At 45.4% G+C, this 18,227-nt stretch carries 13 protein-coding genes; 3 read left to right on the top strand and 10 right to left on the bottom strand.

Translation table 11 applies throughout. From position 1 onward, the window contains the following. Positions 1-295 precede the first annotated feature (295 nt). Genes malK through malM form a run of 3 tightly spaced genes read left to right on the top strand, consistent with a single transcriptional unit; the run spans position 296 to position 3,680 of the window. On the top strand, positions 296-1,405 hold the full coding sequence (gene malK / locus Xind_RS02050) for a maltose/maltodextrin ABC transporter ATP-binding protein MalK (protein WP_187649367.1): 1,110 nt from the start codon (positions 296-298) through the stop codon (positions 1,403-1,405). A gap of 35 nt (positions 1,406-1,440) precedes the next feature. Further along, entirely contained in the window at positions 1,441-2,718 is a 1,278-nt protein-coding gene (locus Xind_RS02045; RefSeq protein ID WP_187649366.1) for a maltoporin, read from the top strand. 20 nt (positions 2,719-2,738) lie between these two features. After that, positions 2,739-3,680, top strand: coding sequence for a maltose operon protein MalM (malM, locus tag Xind_RS02040; RefSeq protein WP_187649365.1), 942 nt, complete (start codon positions 2,739-2,741; stop codon positions 3,678-3,680). 165 nt (positions 3,681-3,845) lie between these two features. Here the strand turns inward: malM and Xind_RS02035 are convergent, their stop codons facing one another. The 10 genes from Xind_RS02035 to Xind_RS01990 all read right to left on the bottom strand — a co-directional run. Continuing rightward, positions 3,846-5,114: a polysaccharide deacetylase family protein gene (locus tag Xind_RS02035; protein WP_369793167.1), complete on the bottom strand. Its 1,269-nt coding sequence runs from the start codon at positions 5,112-5,114 to the stop codon at positions 3,846-3,848. 124 nt (positions 5,115-5,238) lie between these two features. Then, positions 5,239-9,462 (bottom strand): DNA-directed RNA polymerase subunit beta', encoded by a 4,224-nt coding sequence (gene rpoC / locus Xind_RS02030; protein ID WP_047684947.1) that lies wholly within the window; start codon positions 9,460-9,462, stop codon positions 5,239-5,241. A 209-nt stretch (positions 9,463-9,671) separates the two neighbouring features. Beyond that, a complete protein-coding gene (gene rpoB, locus Xind_RS02025; RefSeq protein ID WP_047684950.1) occupies positions 9,672-13,700 on the bottom strand; it encodes a DNA-directed RNA polymerase subunit beta in 4,029 nt (1,342 codons plus the stop codon). A 421-nt stretch (positions 13,701-14,121) separates the two neighbouring features. After that, on the bottom strand, positions 14,122-14,487 hold the full coding sequence (gene rplL / locus Xind_RS02020; RefSeq protein WP_047684952.1) for a 50S ribosomal protein L7/L12: 366 nt from the start codon (positions 14,485-14,487) through the stop codon (positions 14,122-14,124). A 63-nt stretch (positions 14,488-14,550) separates the two neighbouring features. Continuing rightward, the gene (rplJ, locus tag Xind_RS02015; RefSeq protein WP_038260741.1) at positions 14,551-15,048 is read right to left on the bottom strand and encodes a 50S ribosomal protein L10; all 498 of its coding nucleotides are present in this window, start codon (positions 15,046-15,048) and stop codon (positions 14,551-14,553) included. Between the two features lie 340 nt (positions 15,049-15,388). After that, on the bottom strand, positions 15,389-16,090 hold the full coding sequence (gene rplA / locus Xind_RS02010) for a 50S ribosomal protein L1 (protein ID WP_047684955.1): 702 nt from the start codon (positions 16,088-16,090) through the stop codon (positions 15,389-15,391). Positions 16,091-16,093: 3 nt separating this feature from the next. Continuing rightward, positions 16,094-16,522, bottom strand: a complete 429-nt coding sequence (gene rplK / locus Xind_RS02005; RefSeq protein ID WP_047684958.1) for a 50S ribosomal protein L11 — start codon at positions 16,520-16,522, stop codon at positions 16,094-16,096. A gap of 216 nt (positions 16,523-16,738) precedes the next feature. Continuing rightward, positions 16,739-17,284, bottom strand: coding sequence for a transcription termination/antitermination protein NusG (gene nusG, locus Xind_RS02000; protein WP_038260749.1), 546 nt, complete (start codon positions 17,282-17,284; stop codon positions 16,739-16,741). Positions 17,285-17,286: 2 nt separating this feature from the next. Continuing rightward, positions 17,287-17,670, bottom strand: coding sequence for a preprotein translocase subunit SecE (gene secE / locus Xind_RS01995; protein WP_047684961.1), 384 nt, complete (start codon positions 17,668-17,670; stop codon positions 17,287-17,289). A 358-nt stretch (positions 17,671-18,028) separates the two neighbouring features. After that, positions 18,029-18,227: EF-Tu C-terminal domain-related protein (locus tag Xind_RS01990; RefSeq protein WP_476756466.1), on the bottom strand; the 199-nt coding region annotated here is incomplete at its 5' end.

The following is an 18,227-nucleotide window of genomic DNA, read 5'->3' as shown; positions in this document are numbered from 1 at the left end:
TGGAAAACAGGCTCATCCTCCTTTATCCTACGCCTCCCATCAAATGAGTGTGAGCATGATTACAAAAGCACTGTAAACCAGACTGTTAGTCTTAAAAAGGCATCAATTTTTGGGATTAAAATCACATCTTATTCCGTGACTTATCAAAGAATTTTTCAATTTTATTAATCTAATCCTCCTACCTCCTCCCCCATAAAAAACTATGAAATGGAGGATTTTTGTTCCTGTTATTTTGCACACAATCCTGCCATCTGCTTTTCACTACAAACCAGGATGGCAACTCCGAGGGAAATACATGTCCAGCGTCACACTTCGTAATGTATCTAAGGCTTATGGTGAAAATATTATTTCTAAAAATCTCAATCTTGAGATTGAAGAAGGGGAATTCGTGGTTTTTGTTGGCCCATCAGGATGTGGAAAATCAACTTTATTAAGGATGATTGCCGGGCTGGAAGATATTACTTCCGGTGAGCTATTGATCGCAGGGCAAAGAATAAATGATGTACCGCCTGCCAAACGCAGTATCGGAATGGTTTTTCAATCTTATGCGCTCTACCCCCATCTGTCTGTAGCAGATAATATGTCTTTCGGTTTAAAGCTAGCAGGTGTTAAAAAGAGTGAAATACAGAAGCGAGTAGAGCGAGTTGCAGAAACTCTCCAGCTTGCTCACTTATTAGATCGCCGCCCAAAAGCGCTATCAGGCGGGCAACGTCAGCGAGTTGCTATTGGCAGAACTCTGGTAGCCGAACCTAATATCTTTTTGCTGGATGAGCCTCTTTCCAATTTGGATGCAGCCCTGCGTGTCCAAATGCGTATTGAAATTTCACGCCTGCACAAGCGACTGAAACGCACCATGATCTATGTCACCCATGATCAAACCGAAGCTATGACATTGGCAGATAAGATCGTCGTATTAAACGGAGGCAATATTGCTCAGGTTGGAAAACCTCTGGAGATTTATCACTACCCTGCCAACCGTTTTGTAGCCAGTTTTATTGGCTCTCCGAAAATGAATTTCTTGCCCGTCAAGGTCTCTGCTATCGCCGTCGATCAAGTGCAAATCAGCCTGCCCAATGGACAGCATGTTTGGCTTCCTGTCGAAAGTAAAGGCCTCACTGTTGGCAGTAACGTATCCCTAGGCATTCGCCCGGAACACCTACTGCCCAATGATATTGCCGACGTAACACTAGAAGGAACAATACAGCTAGTAGAGCAGTTAGGAAATGAAACGCAAATCCATATCCACATATCAGCTATCCATCAAAACCTCGTTTATCTCCGGCCTGATATTGTTCTCGTGGAAGAAGGGGAAACCTTCACGATCGGGTTAGCTCCTCATCGCTGCCATCTGTTCCGGGAAGATGGAACGGCATGCCAGCGTTTGCATAAAGAACCAGGAGTTTAAATCTACTCTATAAAAAAATAACAGGAGAATTATTAATGCGTATCTTACCTCTCTCATTGACTATACTGGCTGGATTATTTTCCATACAAGCCGCTGCGGTAGACTTTCACGGTTATGCCCGTTCAGGTATCGGTTGGACAGGCAGTGGAGGTGAACAAAAATGTGCTCAAAGTACAGGCGCACAAAGTAAATATCGCCTCGGCAATGAGTGTGAAACCTATGCCGAATTAAAATTAGGACAGGAATTGTGGCAGGAAGGTGACAAGCGCTTCTATTTTGACACTAATCTGGCCTATTCCATCGCACAAAAGAGCGATTGGGAATCAATCAGCCCGGCTCTTCGTGAAATGAATGTGAAGGCAAGTAATATCATTGATTGGCTACCCGGTTCGACTTTATGGGCAGGTAAGCGCTTTTACCAACGCCATGATGTGCATATGATCGATTTTTATTATTGGGATATCTCTGGCCCCGGTGCAGGCTTGGAAAATATTGATCTTGGTGTGGGCAAACTTTCCCTTGCTGTGACTCGCAATACCGAAAATGGTGGCTCATATGGCTGGATTGCAGGTAAACAGGGCGATCCCTCCACCTCTAATGATGTTTTCGATATTCGGCTTGCTGATTTACCTATCAATGATGGTGGAACGCTGGAATTGGGGATTGACTATGGGCGTGCTAATGCGCGCAAAGGCTATCATCTGGATAAAAACGCCTCCAAAGATGGCGTTATGCTAACGGCTGAACACACACAAAGTATGTTAGGAGGATTCAACAAGTTTGTTGTTCAGTATGCAACTGATTCCATGACCTCCAGCAATAATGGTCGTCCAGAAGGTGCTAACGTCAACAATAATGGTCATATGCTGCGTATTTTAAATCATGGTGCAATTAATCTGGCAAAAAAATGGGATCTGATGTACGTGGCTATGTATCAGGATATTGACCGCGATAATCGTAACGGCACCACATGGTATACGGTTGGTATCCGGCCAATGTATAAGTGGACCCCTATTATGAGTACGTTGATGGAAGCTGGCTATGACAGTGTGAAATCTCAACGCACCAAAGCAACAAATAATCAATACAAAATTACATTGGCACAGCAATGGCAAGCAGGGGATAGTATCTGGTCCCGTCCTGCTATCCGTTTATTTGTTACTTATGCCAAATGGAATGAAAAGTGGGGTTATGCCAATAAACATGACGGTTATCTCAATGGCGTTGCTTACTCTGATACACCAGCACACCGTTTCAGCCGTGGTAAGAGTGATGAATTCACGTTTGGGGCTCAATTTGAGGCTTGGTGGTAATGTCAGGCAAAGGTCATAAAATGCGAATCAAACTGCTTCCTATTTGTTTCGGTATCTTGTTCTGCATGAACATACCCACAACGACTTATGCTGTCACTGAAACGGTTTCTGATAAGTCCATCACTGATTTGAGAAAGCGCAACGCTGTTGCGCCTTCTTTACCTATCTCCGTTTTACAGAAATTAGCATGGCAATCGGTGAATACCAATGCCAAGCAAACAGTGACTCTTAATCACGCATCAATTCAGCTTAACCAAGGAAATATCCAGGGTGCAGTTGCCGCTCTTGCTTTACCTGCCAATCATGGAGCATTGGAAATAACCCTGAGTAGCCTGATAAAAGACAGACAAGTTTATTCACCTAATGTGTTAGTGCTTGATGAACAATTCCGTCCTGCTGCTTTTTACCCAAGCCATTATTTTACCTATCAGCAACCAAGTATTATGTCAGCAGACAGGCTTGAGGGGACATTAAAACTGACACCTGCATTAGGGCAGCAGCAAATTTATATGCTGATTTATACAACCCATACAGATCTACAAACATCGACAGAAATGGTTGATCCCGCCAAAGCTTATGCACAGGGAGTCGGTAATGCTGTGCCTAATATCCCTAATCCGATAGCTCACCATACCGATACAGGTACTTTAACGCTGAAAGTAAAATCGGAACGAGATGCTGGAAATATTTTAATTGGTCATGCTTTTACTGTATCCGAGCCTAAAGCAGTGACTGTTGGTTCTACCCAACTAAATACTGTTCCTTCTGGGCAACCGTCATCTATTGCACCGGAAACCAAATCGGTCTTAGGTGATACCGAACAGTATTTCAATGATGCTATTAAAAAAGCGATTAAAAGTGGTGATATTGATAAGGCACTGAAGTTATTAGATGAAGCAGAGCGTCTTGGCTCACCAAGCGCACGAGAAACATTTATCAAAATGGTAAAAAACAAAGAATAGGCTTGTTTCAGCGAAAACCATATTCAGCGAAAACCATAGTGAGATTCAATAAATAAACTTAGGGCCTAAAGGAATAGGCTCTATATCCTATGAATTCAGATAGGTTTATAACTGTACATTTATAACTATGGTGAACCTCTAAAAATCTGACAATGTATTAATATCTTACATCCTGTTATCTATAAGCTGTAAAGGTACAATATTTGCCTGATTAGAAATCATTCTTGCCATTTTTTCAATGGAGTCTGTCCGTAATATATATAATCGTTTCAAAGAGAAGGGATTATCCCCAAACTTTACTTTTCCCTGAACTGTAGTAACCGCCAAATGAAATCCTGCATTTTTAGCAGCTTTCATCGCTATCTGGTTATATCCACCAAAAGGATAAGAGAGATAAAGTACATAGGGATTAAATTGTGATAGTGCCCGGCGTGAATGCTCGAAATCATACAGGATATTGCGGTATGAACGACTGAATAATATTGGTTGTTTATTTTTACCTAAACGATGCAAAAAATGGGTATGGGATTGAAAATCAAAAACGTTCTGCATGGAGTATAATTCAGAAAGACTTAAAAATTGCAGACTATTAGGGTTCCATTTTTGTGGGTGGCGTTTAATTCGGGATGAAATAATAAAAAGCGTTGCCTTTTGTCCATTTTCTTTCAGTATTGGATAAGCATACCGATATACAGATTTCAATCCATCATCAAACGTCAAAGCAACAGCTTTAGCTGGCAAGTTAATGTCTCTATTCAGGTATCCTTCCAGTTCATATAATGAAATCGTGGTATAGCCCGCCTGTTTCAAATAAGCCATCTGATGACGAAAAGCAGTCAAAGAAGTGGTTGTTGAAGTATGGAGAAAACGTTTATTTTCCTTATCATTAAGAACATGGTGATAAGTCAACACAGGAATACCATTATCCAACTCAGCATCTTGGTCACTAATGTAACCCAAGCGATCGCCTAAATTGATTTCATACCAAATATGATGTGAAGCGTCTTGTAATTTATCCAAAATTGGATAACGGAGATCCGCTGCCAAAATTGCGACGGGTTTATTATCTACTTTTGGTGTGCTATAGACTCGAATGTCCTTAAAAATAACCAAGCCTTGAGATGCTTTTTTATTGAGAGTCTGGAAGGGATCAATAGGAAATGCTGATCTCTTTATTTCCCTCAAACTCTCTTTGGCAATATAACCTTTCCCATTACCAAAGCTAAGTTCGTAATAATCACTGTCTTCCCCTTCTTCCTGAGTCACTTTCAGGTTTTGCCCTTTTTTGAATAGTCCAACCTGAATGACATGTTCACCAATCCAGGCATAGATTTCACTATCTCTGATTACCTCCATATAACGATAGCTTGACCCATTATGCTGATGTGCTACGGCCGGATTGAGAAAAAATATCAAGGGCAGTAAGAAAACCATTACAAAAACATGAACGATTCGTCTCATTTGTATTTTCCACCCAATAAAAAATGCCCTCTACCAAGAGAGGGCATTTTACAATTAGCTATACTGATTAAGTATACTATTATTCATCATCAGGAAATTACTCGTTATTGCTGCTACCGAAACCAGCATTCAACAATTCAGCAAGGTTTGCAGTGGCTTCATCAACACTAACTTGTGGTGCTTCAATCACTTCATTTTCGTGACGACGACGCATACGATCCTGATGGTAAGCATAACCTGTACCCGCAGGGATCAGACGACCCACAATAACGTTCTCTTTCAGGCCACGCAGCTCATCACGCTTACCTGCAACAGCAGCTTCAGTCAGTACGCGAGTTGTTTCCTGGAACGACGCCGCAGAAATGAAGGATTCTGTTGCCAATGACGCTTTGGTAATACCCAACAGATCACGGTGGAAAGTCGCAGATACTTTGCCGTCCTGCTCCAACTTACGGTTAGCAACTTTAACGCGTGCGTATTCAACTTGCTCGCCTTCGAGGAATTCAGAACTTCCCGCATTTGCAATGGTAACTTTACGCAGCATCTGACGAACGATAACTTCAATGTGTTTATCGTTAATCTTAACGCCTTGCAGACGGTAAACTTCCTGAACTTCGTTGGTGATATAACGGGCAACAGCATGAACACCACGCAAACGCAGAATGTCATGTGGAGATTCTGGACCATCGGAGATCACGTCACCACGTTCAACAACCTCACCTTCGAACACGTTGAGCTGACGCCATTTAGGGATCATCTCTTCGTAAGCATCACCACCATCCAGTGGGCTGATTACCAGACGACGCTTGCCTTTGGTTTCTTTACCGAAGGAAACGATACCGCTGATCTCTGCCAGGATAGCAGGCTCTTTTGGACGACGAGCTTCGAACAGGTCTGCAACGCGTGGCAGACCACCGGTAATATCTTTAGTACCGCCAGATTCCTGAGGAATACGCGCCAGCGTATCACCCGCAGAGATAGCCATGCCATCTTCCAACTGAACAATCGCTTTACCCGGCAGGAAGTACTGAGCAGGCATGTCTGTACCTGGGATCAGAACATCGTTACCCTGAACATCAACGATTTTCAGTGCCGGACGCAGGTCTTTACCACTACCAGTACGCTCTGCACTATCCAGAACGACCAGTGATGACAGACCAGTCAGTTCGTCCGTCTGACGGGTGATGGTTTGACCATCAACCATGTCGTAGAACTGGATGATACCGGATACTTCACTCACGACTGGCATGGTGTGTGGATCCCAGTTCGCAACAGTTTCACCGCCGGTTACTGCTTCACCATCACCTTTAGCCAATACCGCGCCGTAAGGTACTTTATAGCTTTCTTTCGTACGACCGAAGCCGTCAATCAGGCGCAATTCAGTATTACGGGAAGTAATAACCAGTTTGCCCACAGAGTTAGTAACAAATTTTGCGTTAGTCAGTTTAAGCTGACCTTTATTACGTACCTGAATGCTGGATTCTGCCGCCGCACGAGATGCCGCACCACCGATATGGAACGTACGCATCGTCAACTGTGTACCTGGTTCACCGATTGACTGTGCCGCGATTACACCAACTGCTTCACCTTTGTTGATGATATGTCCACGAGCAAGGTCACGTCCGTAACATTTCGCACAAACACCGAAGTCAGTTTCACAACTCACGACGGAACGTACTTTCACGCTGTCAACGGAGTTTTCTTCTAACAGGTCACACCATTTTTCGTTCAGCAGGGTATTACGTGGAACCAGAATGTCTGCTGAACCTGGTTTCAGGACGTCTTCAGCAGTCACACGGCCCAATACACGCTCACGCAGAGGTTCTTTAACGTCACCACCCTCAATAACCGGGGTCATCAGAATACCGTCGTGAGTACCGCAGTCATCTTCAGTGACCACCAGATCCTGAGCAACGTCAACCAGACGACGCGTCAGGTAACCGGAGTTCGCAGTCTTCAATGCGGTGTCCGCCAGACCTTTACGAGCACCGTGAGTTGAGATGAAGTACTGGAGTACGTTCAGACCTTCACGGAAGTTCGCAGTGATTGGGGTCTCAATGATGGAGCCATCTGGCGTTGCCATCAGACCACGCATACCCGCCAACTGACGGATCTGAGCCGCAGAACCACGAGCACCAGAGTCGGCCATCATAAAGATGTTATTGAAGGAAACCTGCTGTTCTTCTTCGCCATTACGGTTAATCACAGTTTCAGAAGAGAGGTTTTCCATCATTGCTTTAGCAACACGCTCGTTCGCCGCAGCCCAGATATCGATAACCTTGTTATAACGTTCGCCCGCAGTTACCAGTCCTGACTGAAACTGTTCCTGAATTTCGGCAACTTCGGCTTCAGCTTCTGCAATGATGCCTTCTTTCTTCTCAGGAATAACCATGTCATCAATACCTACGGATACCCCTGAACGGGCAGCGTAAGCAAAACCGGTATACATGGTCTGGTCAGCCAAAATAACGGTTGGTTTCAAACCCAGTACGCGGTAACAGGTATTCAGCATCTTAGAGATAGCTTTTTTACCCAGAGGCTGGTTAATCAATGAATACGGCAAACCTTTTGGTACGATCATCCACAGGATGGCACGACCAATAGTCGTATCAACCAATCCTGTATTGACAGTGACATTACCTTCACCATCTTTCACTTCTTCGGTAATACGAACTTTGACTCTGGCATGCAGAGAAGCCAGACCTGCGCGGTATACGCGTTCTGCTTCTTTAGGACCGGTCAAAACCATGCCTTCGCCTTTCGCGTTAACACAGTCACGAGTCATGTAGTACAGACCCAATACAACGTCCTGAGATGGAACGATGATTGGTTCACCGCTCGCTGGAGACAGGATGTTGTTGGTAGACATCATCAACGCACGCGCTTCCAACTGAGCTTCCAGTGTCAACGGTACGTGAACAGCCATCTGGTCACCGTCAAAGTCGGCGTTATATGCCGCACACACCAGTGGGTGCAACTGGATTGCTTTACCTTCGATCAGAACCGGTTCGAATGCCTGAATACCCAGACGGTGAAGGGTTGGTGCACGGTTTAACAAAACCGGGTGCTCACGGATAACCTCATCAAGGATATCCCATACAACCGCTTCTTCGCGTTCAACCATCTTCTTGGCTGCTTTGATGGTAGTCGCCAAACCACGCAGTTCCAGCTTACCGTAGATGAATGGCTTGAACAGTTCCAGCGCCATTTTCTTAGGCAAACCACACTGATGCAGACGCAGGTATGGACCTACGGTAATGACAGAACGGCCTGAGTAGTCAACACGTTTACCTAGCAGGTTCTGACGGAAACGGCCTTGTTTACCCTTGATCATGTCTGCCAGGGATTTCAGAGGACGTTTATTGGAACCCGTAATCGCACGACCACGACGACCGTTGTCTAACAGCGCATCAACCGCTTCTTGCAGCATACGTTTTTCATTACGTACGATGATGTCTGGCGCAGCCAGATCCAGCAGGCGTTTCAGACGGTTGTTACGGTTAATAACGCGACGATACAGATCGTTCAGGTCTGAAGTTGCGAAACGACCGCCATCCAGTGGAACCAATGGACGCAGATCCGGTGGCAGAACTGGCAGAACGGTCAGAACCATCCACTCTGGCTTGTTGCCAGACTGAATAAAGGCTTCCAGCAGCTTAATGCGCTTGGTCAGCTTCTTGCGCTTAGTTTCAGAGTTGGTTTCGTTCAGTTCTTCACGCAGGGTTTCACATTCGTTTTCCAGATCCATGTTTTTCAACAAAGATTGTATCGCTTCCGCACCCATTTTGGCGTCGAATTCATCACCGAATTCTTCCAGTGCATCCAGATACTGTTCTTCAGTCAGGATCTGGCCGCGCTCAAGGCTGGTCATGCCACCTTCAACAACTACATAGGATTCGAAGTACAATACGCGTTCAATGTCGCGCAGTGGCATATCCAGCAGCAAACCGATACGGGATGGCAGAGATTTCAGGAACCAAATGTGAGCGGTCGGAGATGCCAGTTCGATGTGACCCATACGTTCACGACGAACTTTAGTCTGAGTCACCTCAACACCACACTTCTCACAAATGACACCCCGGTGTTTCAAGCGCTTGTATTTACCACACAAGCATTCGTAATCTTTTACTGGCCCGAAAATACGCGCACAGAAAAGTCCGTCACGCTCAGGTTTGAACGTACGGTAGTTAATGGTTTCCGGCTTTTTTACTTCTCCGAATGACCACGAACGGATCATATCTGGAGAGGCCAGAGCAATTTTGATCGCATCAAACTCTTCGGTCTTGGTTTGCGCTTTCAGAAACTTCAATAAGTCTTTCACGAAATGGCTCCTGTCGGAGTTAGACCTGTTAGGTGAGTGGCCCATGCCACTCCCCCCTATGACCAGTGTAACCACTGGCTGGCAAACTGCCCGACATTGCTATATGTTTCAACGCAATGTTTCAACGCAATATTTCAACACAACGTTGCAAAACCATGTTTCAACACCCGGTTTCAACATAAGGCCGGACAGTGCCAGCGGAAAACAATTTATTCGTCTTCCAGCTCGATGTTGATACCCAAGGAACGGATCTCTTTCAGCAATACGTTGAAAGATTCCGGCATACCTGGTTCCATCTGGTGATTACCATCCACGATGTTTTTATACATCTTGGTACGGCCGTTAACATCATCAGATTTAACGGTAAGCATTTCTTGCAGAGTATATGCAGCACCGTATGCTTCCAGTGCCCATACTTCCATCTCCCCGAAACGCTGACCACCGAACTGTGCCTTACCACCCAGTGGCTGCTGAGTAACCAAGCTGTAAGAACCAGTAGAACGAGCATGCATCTTGTCATCAACCAAGTGGTTCAATTTCAGCATGTACATGTAACCAACAGTTACCTGACGCTCAAATTGCTCACCAGTACGGCCATCGAACAGAGTGATCTGACCAGAGGTCGGCAAACCACCCAATTTCAACAGCTCTTTGATTTCAGTCTCTTTCGCACCGTCGAAGACTGGAGTTGCGATTGGCATCCCTTTCTTCAAGTTTTCAGCCAGACGCATGACTTCGTCGTCAGTGAAAGTATTCAAATCAACTTTCTGACGGGTATCGTCACCCAGATCATATGCTTTCTGGATGAATTCACGCAGTTTGGCAACTTCTTGCTGCTGTTTCAGCATCGCATTGATCTTGTCACCAATGCCTTTCGCCGCCATACCTAAATGGGTTTCCAGAATCTGACCGATGTTCATACGTGATGGTACGCCCAGCGGGTTCAGTACGATATCAACCGGCGTACCGTTTTCATCGTAAGGCATGTCTTCGATTGGGTTAATCTTAGAGATGACACCCTTGTTACCGTGACGACCTGCCATCTTGTCACCAGGTTGGATCTGACGTTTCACTGCCAGATAAACTTTGACAATTTTCAGCACGCCTGGTGCCAAATCATCACCCTGAGTGATTTTACGGCGCTTAGCATCCAGCTTCTTCTCGAACTCAGCTTTCAGTTCGTCATACTGTTCTGCCAATTGCTCAAGCTGATTTTGTTTATCTTCATCAGCCAGACCCAGTTCTAACCAGCGCTCACGTGGCAGTTTGTCTAATTTTTCCGCTTCAATGCCACCGGAAATCAATACATTGCGAATTCGGGCAAACAGACCAGCTTCGAAAATTTGTAGTTCTTCAGTCAGGTCTTTTTTCGCCTGACGCAACTGCATCTCTTCGATTTCCAACGCACGCTTGTCTTTTTCTACACCATCACGGGTAAAGACCTGTACGTCGATAACAGTGCCGGAAACACCGTTTGGTACGCGCAGTGATGAGTCTTTAACGTCAGATGCTTTCTCACCAAAGATCGCACGCAACAGTTTTTCTTCTGGCGTTAACTGCGTTTCACCTTTCGGTGTCACTTTACCCACCAGAATGTCGCCACCTTTCACTTCCGCACCGATATAAACGATACCGGATTCGTCCAGTTTAGACAGGGCGGCTTCACCCACGTTAGGGATGTCAGCGGTGATCTCTTCAGGCCCCAGTTTGGTATCACGGGATACACAAGCCAGTTCTTGAATATGAATAGTGGTGAAACGGTCTTCCTGAACTACACGTTCAGATACGAGGATGGAGTCCTCGAAGTTATAACCATTCCATGGCATGAACGCCACACGCATATTCTGACCCAGTGCCAGTTCACCCAAGTCAGTGGATGGACCATCAGCCAGAACGTCACCACGTTCTACGAGTTCGCCCAGAGATACACATGGCATCTGGTTGATACAAGTGTTTTGGTTAGAACGGGTATATTTGGTCAGGTTATAGATATCAATGCCCGCTTCACCTGCGTACATTTCATCTTCGTTAACCTTAATCACGATACGGGATGCGTCAACGTACTGAACCACACCACCACGTTTAGCAACGGAGGTTACACCAGAGTCAACCGCTACTGCACGCTCCATACCTGTTCCGACCAGCGGCTTATCTGCACGCAGAGTTGGAACTGCCTGACGTTGCATGTTTGCACCCATCAATGCACGGTTGGCGTCATCGTGTTCAAGGAATGGGATCAAGGAAGCACCGACAGACACGATCTGTTGTGTCGAAACGTCCATGTACTGAACCTGATCACGGTTAAATAAGCTGGATTCGTCATAGTGACGGCAAGTTACCAGTTCTTCAATGAAATGGCCTTCCTCGTCTAATGCAGAGTTAGCCTGCGCAATGACGTAATTACCTTCTTCAATCGCTGACAGGTAGTGAATCTCATCGGTTACTACACCGTCGCGCACTAAACGGTAAGGGGTTTCAAGGAAACCATATTCGTTAGTACGTGCATAAACAGACAGTGAGTTAATCAGACCGATGTTTGGACCTTCAGGCGTTTCGATTGGACATACACGACCATAGTGAGTCGGGTGTACGTCTCGAACTTCAAAGCCTGCTCGCTCACGGGTCAAACCACCTGGGCCCAAAGCAGAAATACGACGTTTATGGGTAATTTCAGACAGTGGGTTGTTCTGGTCCATAAATTGAGACAACTGGCTGGAACCAAAGAACTCTTTCACTGCCGCAGAAATTGGCTTAGCGTTGATCATGTCCTGTGGCATCAGGGTATCCAGATCACCCAGAGACAAGCGCTCTTTCACCGCACGTTCTACACGTACCAGACCAACCCGGAACTGGTTTTCAGCCATTTCGCCAACGGAACGAATACGACGGTTGCCCAAGTGGTCAATATCATCCACTTCGCCTTTACCGTTACGGATATCGATAAGCTTCTTCATGACATCAATGATGTCGTCTTTGCTCAGGATACCGGAACCTTCAATCTCTTCACGATCCAGAGAACGGTTGAACTTCATACGGCCAACAGCAGACAGATCATAACGATCTTCAGAGAAGAACAGGTTCTCAAATAAGTTTTCTGCTGCTTCGCGGGTTGGTGGTTCACCTGGACGCATCATGCGGTAAATTTCAACCAGTGCGCTCAAACGATCATTGGTTGGGTCAATACGCAGAGTTTCGGAGATGTATGCACCGTGGTCCAAGTCGTTGGTAAACAGAGTTTCAATGGATTTATGACCAGATTGGCTCAAACGTGCCAGCAGATCCAAAGAGAGTTCCATGTTAGCAGCACAGATGATTTCACCTGTGTTCTGATCGATGTAATCTCTCGCAACAACTTTACCCGCGATATATTCGACAGGCACCTCAATACGGTCTACCTGATCTTTCTCTAACTGACGGATATGACGAGCAGTGATACGACGGCCTTTTTCAACATATACTTTGCCGTTCGCTTCAATATCAAATGAAGCAGTCTCACCACGCAGACGTTCTGGTACTAGAGTCATCTGCAACTTGTTGTCGCGGATTTCGAAAATAGTTTTGTCGAAGAACAGATTCAGAATGTCTTCAGTGGTGTAATCCATCGCGCGCAGAATAATCGAAGCCGGCAATTTACGACGGCGGTCAATACGTACAAACAGATTATCTTTAGGATCGAATTCGAAATCCAGCCATGAACCACGGTAAGGAATGATACGTGCATTATACAGTACCTTACCGGATGAATGGGTTTTACCCTTATCGCTGTCAAAGAAAACGCCTGGGCTACGATGCAACTGAGATACGATTACGCGCTCAGTACCGTTGATAACGAAAGTCCCGTTATCAGTCATGAGTGGAATTTCACCCATGTAGACTTCTTGTTCTTTGATGTCCTTAACTGTACCCTCTGGCGCTTCACGCTCATAGATCACCAGACGCAGTTTAACGCGCAGTGGAGCAGAATAAGTCACGCCACGGATCTGACATTCTTGAACATCAAAAACAGGTTCGCCAAGACGGTAGCTTACATATTGCAGCTCAGAACTGCCGCTGTAACTCTGAATTGGGAACACAGAACGGAAGGCCGCTTCCAGTCCATTCTGGCCTTCAGGATCTTGCTCGATAAACTTCTGGAACGAGTCAAGTTGGATAGAAAGAAGGTATGGAACATCCAAAACTTGTGGACGTTTACCAAAATCCTTACGAATACGTTTTTTCTCGGTATAGGAGTAAACCATAGGGTTCCTCAGCTCGCTGATAAGTGACCCACTCTGTCCGCCCTTAAGGACAGCACTCTGCAACACTATTTTTTCGAACAGAAAATAGAATATTTTCCGTAATACTCATTACTATTACTCTTAAATCATTTCATTGCGTTACTTACTACCGAGCTACCCGAGTGGATCGTAGCTGAGAACGCAGTATATTAAGTCGTCAATAGGAAGGAGTATTCTGGGTTCATTAGCAGCCAAACAGTGTGAAATGCTACTAACTCCCTGCGTTGTGCTCTATAGAGCATATGCCTTATAAAACTCCAAAATGACTTTATAAAACAATGATCTTTAAAACAATAAGGTGCTCTACAGCGCAAAAAGGCTGGCGATTAAAAAACCGCCAGCCGCCAGCCTTAATAATCAGGCTGCGAACTTCAAACTGATCTTACTTGATCTCAACAGAAGCACCTGCTTCTTCCAGAGATTTTTTCAGAGCTTCAGCGTCTTCTTTGCTGATGCCTTCTTTCAGTGCTGCTGGTGCGCTTTCAACCAAGTCTTTAGCTTCTTTCAGACCCAGGCCAGTTGCACCACGTACTGCTTTGATTACAGCAACTTTGTTAGCACCAGCGCCAGTCAGGATTACGTCGAATTCAGTTTTCTCTTCAACTGCTTCAGCAGTAGCACCAACTACAGCTACAGCAGCAGCAGCAGAAACGCCGAATTTCTCTTCCATCATGCTGATAATTTCAACAACGTCCATTACAGACATTTCTGCAACTGCGTCCAGAATTTGTTCTTTAGTGATAGACATAACAAGTGTTCCTAAAATTCAGAAAAAATTTATACGTTAAAAAGCAACGAAGGAAATAAGCAATTAAGCTGCTTCTTTCTTATCGCGTAGTGCAGCCAGGGTGCGAACCAGTTTGCCTGCAACGGCTTCTTTCATGGTTGACATCAGGCGTGCGATTGCTTCTTCGTAAGTTGGGAGCGTTGCCAGACGATCGATGTTGCTCGCTGGGATAAACTCACCTTCAAAGGCTGCTGCTTTAATCTCGAATGCTGGGTTCGCTTTCGCGAAATCTTTGAACAGACGAGCAGCGGCGCCCGGATGTTCATTAGAAAAAGCAATCAAGGTTGGACCAACAAACGCTTCTTTCAGGCACTCATACTCAGTACCTTCAACAGCACGGCGCATCAGAGTGTTACGAACAACACGCATGTAAACGCCAGCTTCGCGACCTGCTTTACGCAGTTCAGTCATTTTATCTACGGTAACGCCGCGAGAATCCGCAACAACCGCAGACAGCGCGCCTTTGGCTACTTCGCTGACTTCAGCAACAATCGCTTGTTTGTCTTGAAGATTTAGTGCCATTAGCTTCTTGCTCCTGGATTAACCGGGCAGACCCGGGACTCACTTCACCCAGAGCACGAAATGTGCCTGAGCGCTGAAACACGGTGAGCAGAATCCAGAAAATAAATTTCCTTTGGCTCTGTCACCGTCTACGCAGGATATTAAGTAATTACTTACGCCTGCGGTCTTGGACGGGGCTTGGATTAGGCCAAGCTCCAACCGAAAACTGTGATTTGCTCTGATACATTTTATGTATCAATTATTATCAATTGTTATACATCTGTTCAGGCAAATTCGAAGCGTCAGATTTTAGACAAATCTGACGCCAAGGTAAAGCGTTATTCGCTTTTAGCTTAAATTATTAAGCTGCGGTGTTCAGACCAGACTGGTCGATTGCAACACCTGCGCCCATGGTAGTGGACAAGCTAACTTTCTTGATGTAAACGCCTTTAGCAGAAGATGGCTTAGCTTTTTTCAGCGCAACCAACAGAGCTTCCAGGTTTTCTTTCAGTTTGTCAGCATCAAAGTCAACTTTACCGATGGTGGTATGGATAATACCGTTTTTGTCGTTACGGTAACGAACCTGACCTGCTTTAGCGTTTTGTACCGCTTCTGCAACGTTAGGAGTTACAGTACCAACTTTTGGGTTTGGCATCAGGCCACGTGGACCCAGAATTTGACCCAATTGGCCAACAACGCGCATTGCATCTGGAGATGCGATAACTACGTCGAAATCCATCTCGCCTTTCTTAACCAGTTCAGCCAGATCTTCCATACCTACCAGTTCTGCACCAGCAGCTTTAGCTGCTTCAGCGTTTGCGCCCTGAGTAAATACAGCAACACGTACTGAACGACCAGTACCGTGTGGCAGTACAGTTGCACCACGAACGTTCTGGTCAGATTTACGCGCATCGATGCCAAGATTAACAGCTACGTCAACGCTTTCTACAAATTTAGCGGTAGCTAATTCTTTTAGCAGAGCAACGGCTTCATTGATGTCATATTGTTTAGTTGCATCAACTTTTTCACGAATAGTGCGCATGCGCTTGGTCAGTTTAGCCATTGATTAACCCTCCACTACCAGGCCCATGGAACGAGCAGTACCTTCGATTGAACGCATCATTGCGTCAACATCAGCACCAGTCATGTCCGCAGCTTTAGTTTCAGCAATTTCACGAATCTGAGCGCTGGTTACTTTACCAACTTTGTCTTTGTTCGGCTTGCCAGAACCAGATTTGATGCCTGCTGCTTTCTTCAGCAGGACAGCCGCTGGTGGGGTTTTAGTAACGAAAGTGAAAGAACGGTCTGCGTAAACAGTGATAACAACTGGAATTGGCAGGCCTTTTTCAATGCTTTCAGTTTTAGCATTAAACGCTTTACAGAATTCCATGATGTTAACACCTTGCTGACCCAAAGCTGGACCAACTGGTGGGCTTGGGTTAGCCATACCTGCTGCAACTTGCAGCTTAACGTAGGCTTGTACTTTCTTAGCCATCTATATTTTTCCTCTATATGGGTGTTATCGCCTCCAGAAAGAGGCTCCCCTAACGATTCAGGCCTCGTCTAATAATCTAATAAAGACCAGACCACAAAAAAAGTTATGTTTGTTACCAGACTTAGTTGCTTGCTTATCTAGATAAAAACAAAAGGCGCGAAATTGTATGTTAATTTCACACCCTTTGCAAGCCAACTCGCTTAATTAAGCATCAGATCAAACTTTCTCGACCTGACTGAAATCCAGCTCAACTGGCGTGGCACGACCAAAAATAGAAACCGAAACTTTCAAACGGCTCTTCTCGTAATCGACTTCTTCCACTACGCCATTGAAGTCCGCAAACGGACCATCGCTGACACGAACCATTTCGCCTGGTTCGAACAAAGTTTTTGGACGTGGTTTATCACCAACCTGCTGAAGGCGATTCATAATCGCATCGACTTCTTTATCACTAATTGGTGCCGGGCGGTCAGATGTACCACCGATAAAGCCCATTACGCGTGGTACACTGCGAACCAGATGCCAGGTTGCATCGTTCATTACCATTTGTACTAAGACATAGCCAGGGAAGAACTTACGCTCGCTTTTACGACGCTGGCCACTGCGGATCTCAACAACCTCTTCTGTCGGCACCATCACTTCGCCGAAAGAATCTTCCATATCATGCAATTTGATATGCTCACGCAGAGATTGAGCCACACGACCTTCAAACCCAGAAAATGCCTGTATGACATACCAACGCTTTTTTGGGGATTCAGACATTCTTAAAACCTCAGGCCTGTAATAAATGAAACTAAACGCACCAGAATACCATCCAGCCCCCACAAAATAAGAGACATGACAGCCGTAACAGCCGCAACAATCAGTGTCGTATGCAGAGCTTCCTGGCGTGTTGGCCAAATGACTTTACGCATTTCAACGCGGGATTCACGGGCAAATGCTAATGCAGTTTTGCCTTTCGCAGTCCACAATGCAACTGCTCCTGCAAGGGCAACAATAGCAACAACGGCTATCGCGCGCAGAGGCAGGTTATACTCCCGGTAATAGTAATTACCCACAATAGCAACCACCAGCAGCACTGCCACCAATAGCCATTTTGCTATATCAAGACCACGCCCGCTTTCTTGAGCATTGCTATTCGCACTCATAAACCAACCTGTAACTATATGTAAGTAACTATGATGTAAATAGATAGCCAGCTTGCCTCGCAAGAGCAAAACAAATCAGACCGAACCCAAAGATAATTGTAATTGTATCTGACTCGGTGCCATAATTCAGCAGGACTTTTTGTATCTGTTTTCTTGAAAACTATTTTTTAGAAAGAATTCTTGAAAACTGGGCGATACCAAAGTCTATCCGTTGTATCAGAGCCTATCTCACCAATAATTCACAGTTATTTCAGTCAGCGTACCATCAGACAACTATTGATGAGATAGGTTCTTCCTAGGACAACGTATAAAAAGGGCATCTGTCGATGCCCCTTCCAAAATGAACACATTAAAAAGATTATGCGATCACTTTAGCAACAACACCAGCACCTACAGTACGGCCACCCTCACGGATTGCGAAACGCAGACCTTCGTCCATTGCGATTGGCGCAATCAGAGTCACTTTCATGTTGATGTTATCACCTGGCATTACCATCTCTACGCCTTCTGGCAGTTCGATAGTACCGGTTACGTCAGTGGTACGGAAGTAGAACTGT

It is taken from the genome of Xenorhabdus indica (genome assembly GCF_014467235.1).
In the GTDB taxonomy this organism is placed as follows: Bacteria; Pseudomonadota; Gammaproteobacteria; order Enterobacterales; family Enterobacteriaceae; genus Xenorhabdus; species Xenorhabdus indica.
The sequence above is the reverse complement of the archived record's forward strand: the minus strand, read 5'-3'. Positions and strand labels throughout refer to the sequence as shown.